16 protein-coding genes, 1 tRNA gene and 1 pseudogene are annotated in these 19,387 nt (G+C 45.4%); 4 read left to right on the top strand and 14 right to left on the bottom strand.

Features of this window, described 5'->3' with window-relative positions; genetic code table 11:
• Positions 1-81: 81 nt before the first annotated feature.
• From B4240_RS02235 to B4240_RS02260, 6 genes are all read right to left on the bottom strand, one after another.
• Positions 82-1,230, bottom strand: coding sequence for an SPOR and LysM peptidoglycan-binding domain-containing protein (locus tag B4240_RS02235; RefSeq protein ID WP_296236621.1), 1,149 nt, complete (start codon positions 1,228-1,230; stop codon positions 82-84).
• Positions 1,231-1,452: 222 nt separating this feature from the next.
• Complete coding sequence (gene folC / locus B4240_RS02240; protein WP_296236622.1) at positions 1,453-2,820, bottom strand: bifunctional tetrahydrofolate synthase/dihydrofolate synthase; 1,368 nt, start codon at positions 2,818-2,820, stop codon at positions 1,453-1,455.
• Positions 2,821-3,053: 233 nt separating this feature from the next.
• A complete protein-coding gene (gene accD / locus B4240_RS02245) occupies positions 3,054-3,962 on the bottom strand; it encodes an acetyl-CoA carboxylase, carboxyltransferase subunit beta (RefSeq protein WP_296236636.1) in 909 nt (302 codons plus the stop codon).
• 322 nt (positions 3,963-4,284) lie between these two features.
• Entirely contained in the window at positions 4,285-5,109 is an 825-nt protein-coding gene (trpA, locus tag B4240_RS02250) for a tryptophan synthase subunit alpha (RefSeq protein WP_296236623.1), read from the bottom strand.
• 123 nt (positions 5,110-5,232) lie between these two features.
• Positions 5,233-6,507, bottom strand: coding sequence for a tryptophan synthase subunit beta (gene trpB / locus B4240_RS02255; RefSeq protein ID WP_296236624.1), 1,275 nt, complete (start codon positions 6,505-6,507; stop codon positions 5,233-5,235).
• Positions 6,508-6,610: 103 nt separating this feature from the next.
• Positions 6,611-7,282, bottom strand: coding sequence for a phosphoribosylanthranilate isomerase (locus B4240_RS02260; RefSeq protein ID WP_296236625.1), 672 nt, complete (start codon positions 7,280-7,282; stop codon positions 6,611-6,613).
• A gap of 233 nt (positions 7,283-7,515) precedes the next feature.
• Here B4240_RS02260 and B4240_RS02265 point away from each other — a divergent pair, with 233 nt between their 5' ends.
• Positions 7,516-9,168 (top strand): cryptochrome/photolyase family protein, encoded by a 1,653-nt coding sequence (locus tag B4240_RS02265; protein ID WP_296236626.1) that lies wholly within the window; start codon positions 7,516-7,518, stop codon positions 9,166-9,168.
• 39 nt (positions 9,169-9,207) lie between these two features.
• Here B4240_RS02265 and B4240_RS02270 read toward each other — a convergent pair whose 3' ends face one another.
• Together B4240_RS02270 and B4240_RS02275 are read right to left on the bottom strand one after the other, a co-directional pair.
• Positions 9,208-9,432 (bottom strand): hypothetical protein, encoded by a 225-nt coding sequence (locus B4240_RS02270; RefSeq protein WP_296236627.1) that lies wholly within the window; start codon positions 9,430-9,432, stop codon positions 9,208-9,210.
• A 206-nt stretch (positions 9,433-9,638) separates the two neighbouring features.
• Positions 9,639-10,379, bottom strand: coding sequence for a DUF4230 domain-containing protein (locus B4240_RS02275; RefSeq protein ID WP_296236628.1), 741 nt, complete (start codon positions 10,377-10,379; stop codon positions 9,639-9,641).
• Positions 10,380-11,056: 677 nt separating this feature from the next.
• Between B4240_RS02275 and B4240_RS02280 the strand changes: the two genes are divergently transcribed.
• Positions 11,057-12,775: a proline--tRNA ligase gene (locus tag B4240_RS02280; protein ID WP_296236629.1), complete on the top strand. Its 1,719-nt coding sequence runs from the start codon at positions 11,057-11,059 to the stop codon at positions 12,773-12,775.
• Positions 12,776-12,887: 112 nt separating this feature from the next.
• Here the strand turns inward: B4240_RS02280 and queF are convergent, their stop codons facing one another.
• The 4 genes from queF to B4240_RS02300 all read right to left on the bottom strand — a co-directional run bounded on the left by queF (position 12,888) and on the right by B4240_RS02300 (position 17,016).
• Entirely contained in the window at positions 12,888-13,787 is a 900-nt protein-coding gene (gene queF, locus B4240_RS02285; RefSeq protein ID WP_296236630.1) for an NADPH-dependent 7-cyano-7-deazaguanine reductase QueF, read from the bottom strand.
• Between the two features lie 206 nt (positions 13,788-13,993).
• Positions 13,994-14,767: an ABC transporter permease gene (locus B4240_RS02290; protein ID WP_296236631.1), complete on the bottom strand. Its 774-nt coding sequence runs from the start codon at positions 14,765-14,767 to the stop codon at positions 13,994-13,996.
• Positions 14,768-14,967: 200 nt separating this feature from the next.
• The gene (locus tag B4240_RS02295; protein WP_296236632.1) at positions 14,968-15,915 is read right to left on the bottom strand and encodes an ABC transporter ATP-binding protein; all 948 of its coding nucleotides are present in this window, start codon (positions 15,913-15,915) and stop codon (positions 14,968-14,970) included.
• 414 nt (positions 15,916-16,329) lie between these two features.
• Positions 16,330-17,016, bottom strand: a complete 687-nt coding sequence (locus B4240_RS02300) for a c-type cytochrome (RefSeq protein WP_296236633.1) — start codon at positions 17,014-17,016, stop codon at positions 16,330-16,332.
• 386 nt (positions 17,017-17,402) lie between these two features.
• Here B4240_RS02300 and B4240_RS02305 point away from each other — a divergent pair.
• Positions 17,403-17,479: transfer RNA gene (locus B4240_RS02305), tRNA-Arg, on the top strand.
• Positions 17,480-17,689: 210 nt separating this feature from the next.
• Here the strand turns inward: B4240_RS02305 and B4240_RS02310 are convergent.
• Positions 17,690-18,055, bottom strand: a complete 366-nt coding sequence (locus tag B4240_RS02310) for a hypothetical protein (RefSeq protein ID WP_296236634.1) — start codon at positions 18,053-18,055, stop codon at positions 17,690-17,692.
• Between the two features lie 35 nt (positions 18,056-18,090).
• Between B4240_RS02310 and B4240_RS02315 the strand changes: the two genes are divergently transcribed.
• Complete coding sequence (locus B4240_RS02315) at positions 18,091-18,903, top strand: NAD-dependent deacylase (protein WP_296236635.1); 813 nt, start codon at positions 18,091-18,093, stop codon at positions 18,901-18,903.
• Here B4240_RS02315 and B4240_RS02320 read toward each other — a convergent pair.
• Positions 18,898-19,387: pseudogene (locus B4240_RS02320) on the bottom strand (IS5 family transposase); the annotation flags it as partial. The gene B4240_RS02315 and the pseudogene B4240_RS02320 overlap by 6 nt on opposite strands.

A 19,387-nucleotide genomic window follows, 5' to 3' on the forward strand; every position in this document is an offset into this window, starting at 1 on the left:
TAATTGATGACACGCCCTAATTAAAGTTATGCTGTTTATTTCGCAATAACGGTAATTAGATTACAGCAATTAAATGGCTTTTTAACGCCAATATAAAACCCAAGCATTGGTGGTATTGACTTTAGGATCACTATTAATCTTATCTTTTAATGCCAAAGCGGCAACTTTACCGCGCTCGGGACCAACGACCACGCGGACGCCGCGGCTGGTAGGACTGGTTTTGACTTGATAGCCTGCTGATTGGAATTTTTTTGCCAGTTCATCGGCTTTGGCCTGGTCATTTGCTAATGCCACTTGTACGCCAAAGCTACCTTTAGCATCGGTTTCTTTCACTTCTTTACGCGCTTCGCTAAGCCGCTGCTGAGCTTCACGCTTAGCATCTGCCGATTTTTTAGCTAAGGCTTCTTCTTTTTGACGCTTTTCTTCACGCGCCTGCTCAGCCGCTGCTGCCTCACGTGCTAAACGCGCCACCTGCTGACGCGATGGAATGATTAAATTTTGGCCAAGCTGTAGCGATGTCGACGGTGAAAGATTATTTGCTTGCGCTAAAACCTCTACTGGCATATTGTATTGCCGCGCCAGTTTAATCAGCCCGTCACCCTTTTTTACTTGATGTTCAGATGGCGATTTTGGTGCTTCATTTTTAGCTACTTCCGCTGCTTTTTGTTTTTTCTCAGCGGCCGCTTGCGCTTGTTTCTTAGCTTCGGTCTGCTTTTTTGCCTCGGCTTGCTTTTTTGCCTCCGCTTCTTTTTTGCTATCGGCTAGTTTTTTGGCAGCTTCTTGCTGTTCGCGCGCGCTTGTATTGTTGCTATCAGTACTAGGTTTTGACGGCGCTGCTGTTGCGTCATCTTTTTTAGCGTCTTTACTGTCGTCGCTGTCTTTAGCGGCAGGCGTACTGCTTGCCAGGTATTGCTGGCTTTCAGCGCGAGCTTTGGCTAAGGCTTCAGCTTCGGCAGCTTCTTGTTCGCTTAAGAACTGCTGCGCCCGTCGTTCTTGCTCTGCGACGCGGGCGGCACGCTCTTTTTGTTTTTGTGCCAAGATACGCTTTTCAGTTTCAATATCAGTGGTCAATGGCTGCTGCTGCGCTTGCTCAGCAGCCGGTTTGTCGATTATCGCTGACGCTGGCTCAGGTTTGTTGCTATCACCGATCTGCTGTACCATGGCGTATAGCATCACGCTACCGCCGATAATCATCCCAATGCCCAATAAGGCTTGTCTCGAAAAGTTCATCCGTTTACGTCTCTTAGTTGGTAATAAGGTTGATTGAGCGGCGCAGCTATCGCTTTGGGAGCAATCGCTTCAAGACCATAAGCTTTTTGGCTTTAGTAGCTCGCCCATCCATCAGTTTTTAAGCTTTATACGCTATATTCAATCGTTTTGATTATAAAGTATATTTTTCCTACTGTCTGCCATCATGCTACTGCTAAGACTAACATTAAATAAGCCCAAATTTTAATTTAAATTATCAGCCTCAAGTGCCGCCAGTGCCTCGCCAATTGTATGAAAAGAGCCACATACCACGATGAGGTCCTGCGGCTGACTGGCATTTATCACGGCCTGCGTCGCGTCTTTTAATCTAGCAAAATCATGTATTTGCGCCTTATCAACATAGCTTGCTAAGACGCTTTGCAGCTGCTCAGTAGCTGCTGCGCGCGGATAGTCAATCTCAGCGATAAACCAATCGCTAATAGGCAAGCCCGCTTCGGTCAAACGCTGGACGACTTTATCGATGTCTTTATCACCCAACATAGAAAACAGCATTTTAATACTGGCAGGTTTGCTGCTTAGGTGCTCAGTACTGTTTTGCTTGGCCAAATGCTGCTGCCAAAGCGGTAATAATTGCGTCAATAAAAACTCAACGCCTTGCTCGTTATGCGCCACATCAAACAACCAATGGCGATTATGCGTCTGACGATGATCAAAACGGCCAGCGAGCTTGACCGTCTGCAAAGCCTGCTCGATAGCATTTTTATCAACATTTAGTGGACTTGCGAGCACCGCTGATAAGGCATTGGCAGTATTGGTCAAGGATAGCGCTGGCCGTGGCAGCTGCATGGTGACCGCGGCATTACTATATTGCCAAGTCGCCGCATCCACTGCACGGTAATCAAAGTCTTGTCCAACTTGATAACAAGTTGCCTGATGGGTGGCAATCGCTTCTTGCACACTTGCTGGCATCGCAGTAGCGCCATACACTAAAGTAATGTTGTCACGTAAGATACCGGCTTTTTCGCGGCCAATAGCTTCGACATTGTCCCCCAGCCAATCGACATGATCGATGGCGATATTGGTAATGACCGCCATATCAGGATCAATGATATTGACCACATCTAAGCGACCGCCGAGCCCAATTTCTAACACCCACACATCACAATCTGCTTCGGCAAATATTAATAGTGCGGCAAGCGTTGTCATCTCAAAAAACGATAAAGTCAAATCACAGCCTAGTCGCGCTTTCTCGACTTTGCTAAACGCATTGATTAACGTCTCATCGCTGACCATCTCGCCATTAATCCGTACACGCTCGTTAAAAACGCTGAGATGCGGTGATTGATACAGCGCCGTTTTATACCCGGCTGTTTGGCACATCTGCGCGATGACAGCCGTCGTCGAGCCTTTACCATTGGTGCCCGCTACGGTAAATACATAGGCGTCGTCCTTGGCTGACTGCACCACGCCCAACGCCTCAGCCACGGGCAAAACGCGTGACAACCCCATATCTATCGCCGACACATGAATCTGCTGCATATAATCGAGCCATTCTGTCAAACTAGAATGCTGATTAGGAGGATTAGGGTGAGAAACGATAGAGTCAGACATGGGCGGAACCTATATGGAATTTTTCGAAGGAAAATAAAGAATGAGAAAGCACTCATTAAGAAAATAGTGACAGTATATAACTACCTAGCCAAAAAGCAAAAATAGCATTTACCGTGCTTGACGATAAATGCTATTTGTTGGTTTTGCATTTTTGATAAATTTAAGCATGCTACTAAATATAAGTAGCGTGCGATAATAGCCTCATTTACTTATTAGTCGAGCCGCTGAGTAAGTTAAGCATCAACATTCGGCACGCCGCATAGCTTTGCGAGCAAACGATAAATGGTATCTATCAATTGATGACGATGCACCACTTCATCAACCACGCCGTGCTCTAGCAAAAACTCGGCACGCTGGAACGGTTCTTCTAGCGTTTCGCGGACGGTTTGCTCAATCACGCGCTTGCCTGCAAAGCCAATCATCGCTTTTGGTTCTGCTAAATGGATATCACCAAGCATAGCAAGCGATGCGGTCACACCGCCATAAACAGGATTGGTCAATACCACGATATATGGCACGCCAGCCAAGCGCAAACGCTCAATCGCCGCTGCCGTACGCGCCATTTGCATCAATGACAGCAAACCTTCTTGCATACGCGCGCCGCCAGAGGCCGCAAAGCAGATCAAAGGCACTTTATCTTCAAGGGCTTTTTCAGCCGCTTGGACAAAACGGTCGCCGACCACTGAGCCCATAGAGCCGCCCATAAAGCGAAAATCAAAGGCACAGGTGACCACATCAAGATTGCGCAGTTTGCCGTACATGACTATTAGCGCTTCGGACTCGCCTGTCTTGTCTTGCGCTTCGGTCATACGCTGCGGATACGGCTTGCTATCGACAAAGCTCAACGGGTCTTTAGCGTTAAATTCTTGCCCTAGCTCACCATCTACTTGATCAAGCAGCCAGTTTAAGCGCTCACGAGCAGTCATCGGTAAATGATGATCACAATGCGGGCACACGTAACAGTTAAAAATCAGCGCCGTATTGGTAATCATCGAATGACAGTTGCTACATTTGGTTGAAGGTTCGGTTTCGACCGCCGTCAACGGTGCTGTCAGTTGCTGCTTAATGCCGGGTATCGGGCGATTAAACCAAGATTGTCCGGCAGTGTTACCGTTTTTTTCGACGCCATTTGTGGTAGTCATGTCAGGTTTGGTTATCGTATCAGTCATATTATTTGCCATTATCAAAGGCTTATGGGCAAGCTGGCCAAGCTAGCTTAGTTGGCTTAGTTGGCTTAGTTGGCTTAGTTGGCTTAGTTGGCTTAGCCACTTGTCCCTAAGAGTCCATTTATAAGAATCAATTTAAAAGTCACATCGCTTATGACATGAGCAGTCATAAAGCACGCTTTGGCGCAACTGTAACAATTTATATGTGAGGTTAGTTTACACACGTAAACTAACTTTAGCAAAGCCATTTAACGGTGTCTTTATAAACATCTTATAAATATTGTGACGCTAACTTGCCTCAGCTATTTAAACTGTCTAGCGCGCCGCGCAGCTCATCCATCTTGGCCATGATTTTTTGCTGAGCAGTTGCCACCGCAGAGGCATCTTTAGCATCGATATCGGCAAAGTTTTGCACCAGCGCACTACCAACGATAATGCCATCGGCGTGCTGACCGATTGCTTTGGCAGATGCTGCATCACGGATACCAAAGCCCACGCACACTGGTAAATCAGTCTCGGCTTTAATCGCCTGCACTTGGGTAGCAACATCATCGGTATCTAGCGTCGCCGAACCTGTCACGCCTTTTAGCGAAACGTAATAAATATAACCACCGCAATGGGTCAATACTTGCTCACGGCGCTCAGGCAAAGTCGTTGGCGATAATAAGAAAATCTCATTCATCGAGTGATCAGTTAAATGCTGCGTAAAGCTGCCCGCCTCTGCTGGTGGCAAATCAACCATCAAAATCCCATCGACGCCTGACTGCTCACATAAGGCGACAAAATTGTCATAACCGATAATCTCAACAGGGTTTAGATACCCCATTAGGATAATTGGCGTTTGGCTGTCTTGTTTGCGAAATTCTGCAATCATATTTAGCGCATCACGCGTACTCGTTCCTGCCGCCAAGGCACGCTCGCCAGCTGAAGCGACGGTAGGGCCATCGGCCATGGGGTCAGAAAAAGGCAAGCCAACTTCAATCATATCTGCGCCGTGCTTGACTAAATCATGCAAGAGGCCAACAAAGTTGCTAGGGTTGGGATCGCCTGCCATAACATAAGGAATCAGGGCTTTTTTATTTTGGGCTTTTAAGGTTTCAAAGGTGCTTTCAATGCGGGTCATAGTGGTCTCTACAATTAATTCAAACTGGCTGTATTGGCTCTCTATTGGTTTTCTATGATTTGATAAGAGAGCCGATCGATTTTTTTATAAAAGTGAATTTATAGTTCGCAGTACCATACGCGACTACAACTCAATCCCTTCTGCCTTCATTACCGAATGCAAATCCTTATCACCGCGACCCGACATATTAACGATAATGCTTTGTTCAGGCGTCATGGTTTTAGCAAGTTTAAGTGCATAGGCGACCGCATGAGCCGATTCAAGCGCGGGAATAATGCCTTCTTTACGCGTCACTTCATGAAAGCCCTCTAACGACTCTTTATCGGTACAGCCCACATATTCAACGCGCTTCATGTCTTTTAAGAAGCTGTGCTCAGGGCCGACGCCCGGATAATCAAGTCCCGCTGAAATAGAATGCGTTTCTTGAATTTGACCTTCATCATCGGCCATTAAATACGTGCGATTACCGTGCAACACTCCGATACGACCAGCAGCCAATGGCGCTGAATGACGACCAGTTTCTATGCCGTCGCCGGTTGCTTCAACGCCATACATTTTAACCTCAGTGTCGTTTAAGAAATCAAAGAATAGGCCGATCGCATTTGAGCCACCGCCAACGCAAGCGACCAAGGCGTCAGGCAGTTTGCCAGTTTTTTCTAAATGCTGAATACGCGCTTCTTTTCCAATAATCGCTTGGAAATCACGCACCAGAAGCGGATAAGGATGCGGCCCTGCAACGGTGCCAATAATATAATAAGTGGTATCAACGTTGGTCACCCAATCGCGCATGGCTTCGTTCATGGCGTCTTTCAGCGTACGCGAACCTGAAGTCACAGGCACCACCGTTGCACCAAGCAGGCGCATACGATAAACGTTCATTTTTTGGCGCTCGACGTCGTCAGCACCCATGTAAACGATACATTCCAATCCCAAACGCGCGGCAATCGTTGCCGTTGCGACGCCATGTTGTCCCGCGCCAGTTTCCGCAATAATGCGTTTTTTACCGCACATTTTGGCAAGCAGCGCCTGACCGATGGTATTGTTCACTTTATGCGCGCCCGTATGGTTTAAGTCTTCACGCTTAAAATAAATCTGCGCGCCGCCAATCTCATCGCTTAAACGCTTGGCATGATACAGCGGCGTTGGGCGACCGACGTAATTGACCAAATCACTATGATACGCTTCCCAAAACGCGGGATCGGCCTTTACTTTGGTGTATAAGATTTCTAGTTCTTCAAGCGCGGCCATTAGCGTTTCTGAAACAAAACGGCCACCGTGGACACCAAAATGCCCGCGCGCATCAGGATATTGGTTAAAGTCCTGAACGTTTTCTGGATTGGTAAAGGTATTGATGGCTTTTGCAGCGTTTGACAAATCTGTGCTTGCGACATGACTCATGATAATTCCTACTGTGATAGTGGTATTTTTAGTATAAGGGTAAGGAGAAATTTAAGCAGAAAATCGGAATAACGACCAAATAAGAGTGCTTGTAGTAAAACACTTAGCTGGCGTCAGTGACCGTCACGCTTTGCCATCGGTCGCGTTTGACCGCTTTCATAAAGGCGCGCATCTTGGCGGCATCTTTTTTGCCTTTATCGATCTCAATCCCGCCGCTGACATCGACGGCATAAATCGGCAAATCAAGAGTAGCAGCGACATTATCAGCATCAAGCCCGCCCGCTAAAATAATCGGTAGCGAGCTGTCTTTTGGCAAAAGACGCCAGTCAAAGCGCGCGCCAGTACCGCCATATTTATCAGGATGATAAGCGTCTAATAAAATACTGCTCGCCCCTGCGGCAGCAAACTCATTTATCTGAGCGTTTATGCTCGCAGCGCTATGCTGTTCGGCATTAATACGTAACGCCTTAATCCAGCGTTTATTGACGGCACCCGCCAGTTTTTGACACTGTAGGGGCGTTTCATCACCGTGAAATTGAATGATATCAAAAGGGACACTATTTGCTAGTTTAATCAGTTCATCTTCAGGCATATTCACAACTAGAGCGACCACGCTTATAAAAGCAGGTAAAGAGGCGCTTAATAACTGCGCCTGCTCGCTAGTAACCGCGCGCGGACTTGGCGGATAAAATACCAAGCCAACCGCATCGACGCCTAACTTGGCAGCAGTTTTAATCTCACTAGGCTGGGTAAAGCCGCAAAACTTAACGCGCATTTTATAACCTTTTATAACCTTAAATATGACGCTCAGTATGATACTGTAAAACTGACGACAGGGGGAATTTCGCTAGGCCACACGGATTTATGTTAAGCACTAATCAAATATGATGATTTGTTAACCAGTTAGCAAAGTCATTGCATCCAAAAACTTATCCTAGCATACTTTTATTCGCAGTTTTGTTTATGATTGCGATTGATTCATCCATTCATTCATACAAGGATACTTGCATGTCTCAGACGGCGTCTGGTAAGGTCGACAACAATGACGGCAACAGGGCTAACACCAATATCGGCCGGGCGCATTATTTAATGTGGTTTCGTCGTGATTTAAGGCTGCATGACAATACGGCACTGGCAGCCATTTGTGAAAAGGCAAACGCAGAAAACGCTCAAGTCAGTGCGCTATTTTTTTTGACGCCAGAGCAGTGGCGCGCGCATGATATGTCGCTTGTACAAGTTGATCATATCGCCCGTACCTTGCCTATCCTAGCAAGAACTTTGCACAAACAATTAAACATCACCTTAACCGTGCAGCGCTGCCCCAGCTTTGCAGACTGTATCGATTCGCTAAAAACTTTGTGTGAGGTGAATAATATCAACGTTGTCATGGCAAATCATGAATATGAAGGTAATGAGATTGACCGCGATAAGCAGTTAACCGAGCAACTGGCAAAAAATAATATCGAGTTTATCCGCTGGCATGACCAATGTATTTTACCGCCGCAAAGCATTACCACCAATGACGGCGATAGCATGTATCAAGTCTTTACGCCCTTTTATAAAAAGTGGCGACATACTTTAGACGTCAGCAGCTTACAAATACACGAGGCAATGGCGGCAAATAACCATTCAAAAAGTACGTTAAAAACTTTAAAAGACAGCGCCAATACTCTTAAAGACATAGAAAATTTAAGTAAAAAACTAGTCGCAGATTACCAAAAACAGTTACAGAATAATGAAGCCTACCAGCATATCGATATCGACGCTCAGCTTGACCAAGCTAGGACAGCCTACCCTGCTGGAGAAAATAAAGCCTGTCAGCGTTTAGAGGATTTTATCACTGATGATATTGTTAATTATGATATCAGCCGTGATGTGCCAAGTTTACACGCGACCAGCCAGCTATCAGCCTACCTTACTATCGGAGCAATTAGCCCAAGACTGTGCTATTTGCAAGCCATAAAAGCGCTGGAGAAACTACAGGGTAATGATAGCGACAATTTTAATAGCGCTGATGGCTTTGATAAGTCCGATAACAATGACATCAATCACTGGATAAGCGAGCTGGCGTGGCGAGATTTTTATCGTCATGTCTTGGTGGACAAGCCCAACCTTATTCGCCATAAAGCCTATAAAGAAGAGACCGATAATAAGATACACTGGTCATACAATGAAGAGGATTTTAAAGCGTGGAGTACAGGCATGACAGGCGTGCCATTGGTCGATGCAGCAATGCGCTGCCTCAATGCGACAGGCTTTATGCACAATCGCCTGCGGATGGTCACGGCCATGTTTTTGACCAAAGATTTACTGATTGACTGGCGCTTAGGCGAGCGCTATTTTATGCAGCAGCTCATAGACGGTGACTTTGCTTCTAACAACGGCGGCTGGCAGTGGAGCGCGTCAACGGGCACAGATTCAGCGCCTTACTTTCGTATTATGAACCCCTTTAGCCAAGCTAAGAGCCACGATGCTGATGGGTTATTTATTAAAACCTGGCTGCCAGAATTAAAAGACGTGCCGAGCAGTATCTTGCACAGCGAAGATAAAATGCGTAAAGCGCTGGCAAAGAGTGGTCAGTTTGCTGACATCAATTATCCTGTACCAATGGTTGAGCATAAAGCAGCACGACAACTGGCGATTGCTGAATTTAAAAAATAGCCTATATTTAGAAGCAGTTATGATTTAAAAACAGCAATACTAATTGTCTGTTTGTACTAAGCTACTTTGTGCTCCACTAGGATTATCCACATCGACAGCAGACTGTACTATGCGCATCTGAATGGTATAAATGGCATAGGCTAAACAGGTAAAGCTTATGATAAGCAGCACCCAAGTGGCAAAAGATAGCGATTCTTTTTCTTTAGGGCGTTTCGTTAATATGCGCTTCTTGTGAGCAGTTGGCTGATTGTTAGGAGTAGTCATATGCGCCACCTCTTATATCATATAAGCTTATTTTAACGACAGCATTTCATCTATAAGGCTGCCGTTAAACACAGGTAAGACCTGTCATATAATACTGCTTATATAATATAGTAACCTTATTGGCGATAACTTCAAGCAACATTGGTTAACGAGCGTAATGGTTTGTTAAAGGATTTGGCTTATCTTTTCGTGCTAAAATCTAAGCATTAAGCCGTTGGCATTTGGCAAGCCCCGGCGCCTTGCGTGGTCACCGTTACCACTGCGCCAGTCAGTGAGAATAGCTGTTGCATCTGTGTTTGTGCATTTTGCAGCGCCAAATTCATAACATCACCACGGCAAGCGCGCTCAAGCACTTCTTTTTTTGCCATGCTTTGCGCTTGCTGCAAAATTTTTGGATCGACTTGCATCATGCCAAACGCCCCCGTTTGCCAATCGTAAATCTCGATATCATCTAGATAAACGGAAAATATCTCTGATGGCGGCAGGGTAATATGAATTTGCGGCATCATTGAGATGGGCGTATTGGCGCTCGCTTCCTGCACATCACTATCATTAATCTCAGGTTGTACCACCTGAACCATCTCAGGCGTTAGCGCACTCAAATCAATGCCCGCTTCTACGCGCCCGCGTGCGATAAACAAGCCCTTTTGCTCATCCTGCCACAGCTTCATCCAACTGCCTGGTTTTTGACTGGTAATCACCGTATCAACACTAAACGCCACCGTCTCCAAACGATTTAATTTTTGAATTTGCATCACCACCCCTTCACGGGTAATGGTTTCTATCGGTTCTTCTTTGCTGAGGTTTTGTATGCTATAAATCGCAAAAGCGAGCGCGGCAAGGCCAATAAGCAATACCAGCCACGACAGCACGGCGATGGGTTTTTTCGCTGGCGGGCGATTGACATTATGATTGCCCACAGAAGAGCGGTTATCAGGATTGGACATGTAAACTACCTCAAGGTTTTATGACTAGTTTTAGACAGCAATGAATTTTTAAACAGCAATAAATTGGTAAGTATTTCGTCTTTAATGCGAGTAGTTTATAACCATTTCAAGCAGTTACTACCATTCTCCTACATAATTGATGCCACAGAACCAACTTAGAAAATACCTTTTACTGAACTATTTATATCTAAAAATTTATACATCATACTGTTGTATTAGCTAGGCCTCTCTTTGTCTATGGGCCTAAAAAACTTACTGCTTATCAGCGCAATAAACAGCTCAACAAACCGCGCACTTTTAGTATTATTAGCGGGTTTGACGACTGTTTCAGCTGAAAAAACAAAAAGTCATTGCGTCTTAGACGAACTTTACCTACCATAGTCAGATTGTATAAGCAAAATGTTGGCATGCACCCATTTTTCTGGCTTTTCTGCTAAAAATGTGACGCTGTCAATATGGATGCATTCGTACAAAAATGAAAAGTTCCAGCCTTTTTGCAAGGCGTTTTATGAACGCACTTTCTAATAACGTACTGCTTGGTGCAGTACTTTTTAGCTAGGCAGGTCCTAGACTATTACCAAGTGATAAAAGGTAAGCTTGCGTCGGCCATCAAAGCACACGCTCAATATCCTACTATTTCTTATTTATTTTATCGTTGATAAGGTTCCGCTTTATTTATGAAAGCCAGTCAATTTTTGTTTGCCACGCTAAAAGAAACTCCCAGCGATGCTGATATCGCCTCAAGCCAATTAATGGTCAGAGCAGGTCTTATTCGTAAAATGGCTTCTGGATTATATATCTGGTTGCCGATGGGTTTGCGCGTGTTGCAAAAAGTCGAACGCATCGTTCGCGAAGAGATGCAAAATGTCGGCGCTCAAGAAGTGCTGATGCCAATGACCCAGCCTGCCGAGCTTTGGCAGATGACTGGTCGTTTTGACGATTATGGTCCTGAGCTTCTGCGCTTTAAAGACCGTCACGACCGCGATTTTGTGCTTGGCCCAACGCACGAAGAAGTCATCACCAACCTTGCCCAAGGCGAGCTGCGCAGTTATAAGCAATTGCCAATTACCTTTTTCCAAATCCAAGGTAAGTTCCGTGATGAGATTCGTCCGCGCTTTGGCGTGATGCGCGCGCGTGAATTTACCATGAAAGATGCGTATTCGTTTCACGTTGACCAAGCGTCACTTGCAAAAACGTACCATGACATGTATGACGCTTACACGCGCATCTTTACCCGTTTGGGTTTAGATTTCCGGGCGGTACAAGCGGATACGGGCTCTATCGGCGGTTTTGCTTCGCATGAGTTTCACGTGTTGGCAGACAGCGGTGAAGATGATATTGCCTTTTCTGACGCTTCTGATTATGCAGCCAACGTTGAGCTTGCGGAATCAGTCAGCACCGCAGAGCGCCAGCCACCAAAAATGATGCGCGAAGACGTCTTAACAGAAGACATGACCAGCTGTAAAATGGTTGCCGAACATCTAGGTGTACCGTTAGAGACCACGGTAAAAACCTTAATCGTCCACGGTCATACCGAAGACGGTGAGCCGCAACTGATTGCGATTGTGCTGCGCGGAGACCACCAGCTCAACACTATCAAAGCTGAAAAAATCGAAGAAGCCAATGTGCCTTTAACGATGGCTTCTGATGAAGAGCTAAAAGCCGCTGGCCTGCATAAAGGCTTTATCGGTGTCAATCTGGATATGCCCGTATTTGTTGATCGTTCAGCCGCCGCCTTGTCAGACTTCGTGACGGGCGCAAATGAGGTCAATAAACACACCATTGGTATGAACTGGGAGCGTGATGCGAGCATTACCCGCGTCGTTGATGTACGCAACGTGCAAGAAGGCGACCCTTCTCCTGATGGTAAAGGCAGCCTAAAAATCAAACGCGGTATCGAAGTCGGTCATATTTTCCAATTGGGTGACAAGTACTCGCAAGCAATGAATGCGACCGTATCTGGTGAAGATGGCAAACCGGTCACCCTGATGATGGGCTGCTACGGGATTGGCGTCAGCCGTATCATCGCGGCTGCTATCGAGCAGAACAACGATGAAAACGGCATCATGTGGCCACAAACACCAAGCGTTGATGATTCGATTGCGCCGTTTGAGGTGGCTATCATTCCGATGAAATCAAAAGAAGACACCGTCATGCAGACGGCAACCGCGCTGTATGAAGAGCTAAAAGCTCAAGGTGTTAACGTCCTACTTGATGACCGTAATGAGCGTCCTGGGGTGAAATTTGCTGACCTTGAATTGATTGGTATTCCGCATCGTATCGTAGTTTCAGACCGCAACTTGGCGGAGGGCAAATACGAATACGTCAATCGCCGCGACAGCGAAAAACAAATGCTTAGCCACGAAGAAATATTGGCCAAAGTAAGCAGCAAATAGTTTTTTTAATAAAACTTATGCAATAAAAAGCGCCTATCTTAGTTAATAAGATAGGCGCTTTTTTTGTGTCTAAACGAATTGCTCAGTAAATGATGAAAAACCAACCTTTTACTTACTGACGAATCAGACGACTTGGCGCTGGTAATAATGTTATATCACTCACGCGGCAAGGATTGATATCGATACCGCCGCGGCGCGTGTACCAAGCACGCACCATAAGCTGACTTGGTTCATAATATCGACTCAAATCAGCAAATATCTGCTCGACACACTGCTCATGAAAGCCATTGTGCTGACGGAAACTTAAGATATAACGCAGCATGCTGGCTGTATCGATTGTCTTATGACTGGTCATCGAAACCGCCAACGTACCCCAATCTGGCTGGTTGGTGACCGGACAATTACTGCGCAGCAAATTAGAATAAAAAGTATAAGGCTGAGCAACTTTCTCATTGCTGCCGCTTTTTAAATCAGTAGCCGTTTTATCCTCACTTAATAACGCTGCATCGGGATGCGCGCATAATGCAACTTTTTCACTGCTATTATCTAAAGCGTTATCAATACAAATACCTTTAGGCTGGGCAATCAAAAATCCCGACGCCTTATTATATGAATCATCATGCAGGACGTCATTTAAGCCAAATAACTCAACGGTTACCTCTGCTTGGACGCATGCGGACAAATCTTTGGCTATCAGCGTTTGCACCTCATCCCAGCTCGCAAACTCGGTAAAGTTAAGACTATTTAAATACAATTTGAGCGACTTTGATTCGACGATAAACGGCGAGCTTGCCGGAATGCCAAAGCGTGCCATAGCGACCTGCGAAATGCCTTGCGGACTGAGCCATGACAGCTCAAAGGCATGCCACCAATCGACGCCCAGTTTTAGCTTATCGTCTTGCCAGTCAATAACGTCGCGCCCTAGACTGCGCTCTATTGGATATAAGGTCTCGGGACTATACTCAGTGGGATAATCGGTGGTTTGTTCGCCTAAAATACCGTGAATACTCATGGGTACTTCCTAATAGTAAAACTGATGATATTTAAAATGCTAGAGATAGTAGAATTCATTTAAAACTGATAGAGTGCGACTGGGATGAATTTTTCGTAGCCTCTGTGCTAGCAGCAAGCAAGGAAAATTTATACCAGTCGCACTCTATCATGAAGACATCGATTTTATTTTGAACTGACGATATTATAAATAGAACTCGCGGCAATTTATAAACGAATACGCGAACCATTACTTAGCAGTCGATAAGAGATGATATAAAAGATGACGCAAAAGGCAAAGATAGCTGCCATCGAATACCAGACATTGACATCAGAATAACCAAGAATGCCGTAGCGGAAAGAGTTCACCATATAAACGATTGGGTTTAACAGCGAGATATTTTGCCAAAAGGGCGATAAATTTTCCATTGAATAAAACACCCCGCCAAGATAGGTCAGCGGTGTTAACACAAAGCTTGGAATAATAGAGATATCGTCAAATGAGCGCGCAAATACGGCGTTGATAAAACCGCCAAGCGAGAACAAAACCGAGGTGCCGATAACCGTAAATACGGTGATAAATAAGTGCTCAATGCCTAATTTGGTAAAGAATAACGCCACGATAAAGACGATTATCCCAACCGCAAGCCCGCGAAAAATACCGCCGCTGATATAACCGGTCAAAATAGCATGTTTAGAGATTGGCGATACCAACAGCTCCTCAATGCTTGAGTGAAATTTGGCACTAAAAAAGCTTGAGACCACGTTTGAGTAACTGTTGGTGATAATCGCCATCATAATCAAACCGGGCACGATAAACTGCATGTATGGCACCCCGCCCATCTCTCCCACGCGCGAGCCGATCATCTTACCAAAGATGACAAAATACAGGCTCATCGTAATGACTGGCGGCAGTAAAGTCTGCGGCCAGATGCGTAATATGCGGCGAATCTCTTTAATCAGCAGGGTGCGAAAAGCAATCCAGCGTTGTGCGAAGTTCATGCGTTATCTCTCCTAAGCATTCTGCGCGCGTTACAGCTCAATAATGGCGCACAGCGTTGCCTATATGGTTGCTATATTTATAGTGGACTGTTTATCTCAGTATTTTTATCGTTCATATATTGCGTAGCGGTAGCCGTTATAAAAGTGAGGCATCTATAAAGACCCACCTTTAATAAACGCCAATAATTTATAAAAATTTACTATGAGGCTAAAGGTTCATGCAGGCTTTTATCGACCAGACGCATAAACAGCTCTTCTAAACGGTTGGCTTTGTTGCGCATGCTCGCTACCAAAACGCCTTGTTTAGATAACTGCTCAAAGACGCCATTTAGCGACTCGCCTTCCGTCAATGTCACCTCAAGCGTTAAATCATCGGGCTGGAGCGTATCGGTCACGCCGGTTAAAGTGATTTGCTGGGTCAATGGCTTTGCCAAATCAAAGACAAAAGTTTCGACCGATAACTGCGCGAGTAAATCCTTCATTTCTGTATTAATACGAATCTCACCATGATCTAAAATAGCAATACGCTTACAAAGCTGCTCCGCTTCTTCTAGATAATGGGTAGTCAAAATAATCGTGGTGTTTTCTTCAACGTTGATCTGCTGCATAAACTCCCACATCGAGCGGCGCAGCTCAATATCAACCCCAGCCGTAGGCTCATCGAGAATCAAAAGCTTTGGTTTATGGATCAGGGCACGGGCAATCATCAGACGGCGCTTCATCCCGCCTGAAAGCTCACGCGCTTTATTGTCGCGCTTATCCCATAAACCCAATGCTTTGAGCAATTTTTCTGCACGCGGTTTGGACTCTTTAGCCGCAATACCAAAATAACCTGCTTGGGTAATTAGAATGTCTTCTACTTTCTCAAATTGGTTAAAATTAAACTCCTGCGGCACCACGCCCAAAAACTGCTTGGCTTTTGAAGGCTCAGCCAATAAGTCCGTCCCAAAGATATGCACACTACCTGCCGTTGGCTTAAATAGAGAGCTAATGATGCCAATCATGGTCGATTTACCTGCCCCATTTGGCCCAAGGAGCGCAAAAAATCCTCCTTGCGGCACCGTCAAGCTGACATCTTTTAATGCCGAAAACCCGTTGCCATAGATTTTGGATAAGTTCTGGATTGATAGCGCTGGCACCTCAGACATGAATACCTCTTTATTAATGATGTATCTATAAAAGAATATAGAAAATAATTTGGGAAAAGTTAATTTTTCTAATGTGTGCTCTAATGCCTTGATGTGAGGCTAGCGATAAGCGATTTCAACGGCAGGATTTTATAACCACGAGATTGATAATACCAATCATCGTGCGTAAAAAAACGCCTACCTCATTAAATGAAATAGGCGCTTTATCAATGCGTATCGTAAAATACTAAATACACTCACTATGAAAAAATCACACTGGCGATTTAACAATGCGATTATGCAATGATAGTCGCAATGACATTCGCAGTACTATTCATCAAGTAAGATAGCCTAGCAGTAACAGTGATTTTACCAATAAAGTGACTGCAAACCAGTTGTGGTCTAACGATTAACAAAAGTAACGATTAACAGAAACTAGCTTGCTTCACCAACCATGTAATCGACTGCATTTTGCACTTCTTCATCAGGGATATCAGCGCCGCCTTTAGCAGGCATGGCGTTAAAGCCATTGATAGCGTGCGTGTACAAGGTATCTTTACCTTTGGCGATACGTGGACCCCAAGCACCAGCATCACCTAACATAGGCGAACCAAGTAGTCCTGATGCGTGACAAGTGTGACATACGGCATTATAAACGGCTTTACCATCACGAGGGCCATCACCCGCTGCTGGTCCAGCAGAGCGAGCAGTAACGTCACAAACCTCATCGTCTTCGAAGCATACTTTAGCAACCGGCTGAATACGAGCAATCAAGTTAGGATATAAAGCAATCAGCTTTTGTACTTGTGGCGTATCTTGCGGAATTGGCTCTTCTTCAGCGGCAGGTGCAGCAGCGGCGGTTTCTTCAGTGGCCGCATCGGCGTCAGTTGCTTCTGCATCGGCTGCTGTTGTCGTACCATCAGTTGCAGCACCGTCAGCAGGCGCCGCTGCATCGGTGGTATCTGCAGCAGCTTTGGGGTCTTCACCCAACTGTTCAGGTAAGTTTTCGACAACGTCTTGCCCTTCTGCGACATCAGATACGGTTACAGGCGTGTCTACAACACTTTCAGCTTGGCTCACAGCGATACTAGCGATTCCTAGAATGGCAGCTGCCGATAACATAACTACTTTTCTCATTCGTCACGTTCTCTTATTACGTATACAAGGGCCGACACGACTTGGACATTCTGTTTGTCCTCCTTTGACAACCAAACAGTTATCAATAGCAAACAGCCATCCCGCATACGGGCGCGCTTGTAATCGGTGATTATAAATATGAATTTTCCCTGACATTATAAGGGAAAAGACAGGTAGATTGCCATGCCTGTTTACCGACTATGATGTTTTTTCTTAAAAAACCTCAATAGCCGCCTTCATTCATTGGCTTTATGACTTTTATTTGTTAGACTAAGCGGTCTTAATTTTTAGACGCCTCGTCATTCTGTTTTCAGCTAATTACATTTACTTATATACAGTGTTAGTTAGTTGGGTTTTAGTTGACAAACTATGCGCTCGTAGCTCAGTTGGATAGAGTATCGGTTTCCGAAGCCGAGGGTCGTGGGTTCGATTCCCGCCGAGCGCACCAATCATGGTATTGCACCCTTCCTAGCATTACCTTATCTCGCTAAAAGCCTTTAATAACAATGCTCGGCTTGCTTAGCTGCTGCCTATTGTTAGGCACCAGCATTGTTAAAATGTTGTGTATATGGTTGTTAAATTTATACCATAAATTTCCTCACTACATCTTCCCTACTGCACGCCTAAACGTCATTTTCTCCGTCCAGCTTTATAAAAACTATCCTACATCTTGTAGATGAGCAGTTAGCTGAGCGCGGCTGGGTACACGGTGATAATTAATCACAGGAACGTCGCCCAAACGGCGCTGACCGACGGCAAGCTTTTTATCAATCGTAATCATCGCAATTTTTTTATGTTGTTTGCTGATCAGCAAATGATTGGCTTTGCGGTTGACGCGGTGGTCAGGAAAATGCTGTTTAACCAACTCTGAGGTTTTTTGCAGCGCATCATTAAGCGGTGTTTTTGCACTTTGCGACTTGAGACGGTTGTTATCAGTAGCTTTGGGCGCGCGCATTTTTGCCAATAACCATAGCCCAATGACGACTGCTATCAATATGACAAGCCACCAAATTCCATCTATCATAGAAGTCTATATCCATTCTTAAAAAGGGTTAGGTCATGTTAGCAGAATTATCACCAGCGTTAATAGCAGAAGTCGAACGCGCCGCCAAATTACTGGCCTCAAAACAGCGCATTTGTGTTTTAACGGGCGCTGGGATTTCAGCAGAGAGTGGCATTCCCACGTTTCGAGACAAGCAAACCGGCTTATGGGAAAACTATGCTGCTGAAGACTTGGCAACGCCTGAGGCTTTTGCTCGCGACCCAAAACTGGTGTGGTCGTGGTATCAATGGCGCAGGCAATTGGTCGCCGATAAAAAACCAAATCCCGCCCATGATGCTTTAGCGCAGTGGCAACAACATGCAGCGAAGAGTGGGCAGCGATTGACGCTTATCACCCAAAATGTCGACGACTTGCACGAACAAGCTGGCAGTCGCGTGACCCATTTACATGGCAATCTCTGGCAAAATCGCTGTAGCCAATGCAACACGCCTTATGACAACGGCTCAGGAATGGAAGAAAATAGCAAAAGAGACGTGAGTTTTAATGAAGACTTGCTGACTTGTCAGCACTGCGGCGACTACATACGCCCTGATATCGTTTGGTTTGGCGAAGCCTTGCCCGTAGAAGCATGGCGGGCGGCAGAGGATGCAGCAGCCAATTGCGAGGCTTTTATCAGTATCGGCACCTCAAGTCTCGTCTACCCTGCGGCAGGACTGGCACAATTGGCCAAGCAAAATGGTGCCAAAATCATCGAGATAAATCCACACCCAACGCCAAATACTATTGTTGATATTACCTTAGCAGAAAAAGCAGGGGTAGTAATGCCATTGTTAATTCAAAAAATACTAGGGCGTGTTGAACATTCATAATTTGAGCCAGATATAAGCACAAGCAAGAGCGACTGTATTTTCATAACTCTGCTTGAGCTTATCAAATCTGGTGGCAACCGCCCTATACTGTTTTAGTTTGGCGAAAGCATTTTCTACTAAGTGTCGTGCTTTATACAAGTCCCAGTCCATATGGTCGTTAGAAGACTTAGTGTTTCGTTTTCGAGGGATGTTATCCCGTGTCCCGGCTTGTTCAATATGCGCTCGTAGTGCATCAGAATCATAGCCTTAATCTGCACATAAAACCTCTGTATTGCTCAAATTAACTTTGTCTACTAAGTCAGGTGCGACTTTAACATCGTGGGTAGTGCCATCTGACAGAATAAAGGTAATCGGATTGCCATGAGCATCGACCGCTAGATGAATTTTAGTGGCACGTCCTGCCACACTTTTACTAATGGATTGTAGGTTCTCATTGCCACCACTGCTGTGCTGATGCGCCTTGATATGAGTACCATCAATGAAG

Origin of the sequence: Psychrobacter sp. UBA5136 (assembly GCF_002414005.1) — a bacterium.
Lineage (GTDB): Bacteria > Pseudomonadota > Gammaproteobacteria > Pseudomonadales > Moraxellaceae > Psychrobacter.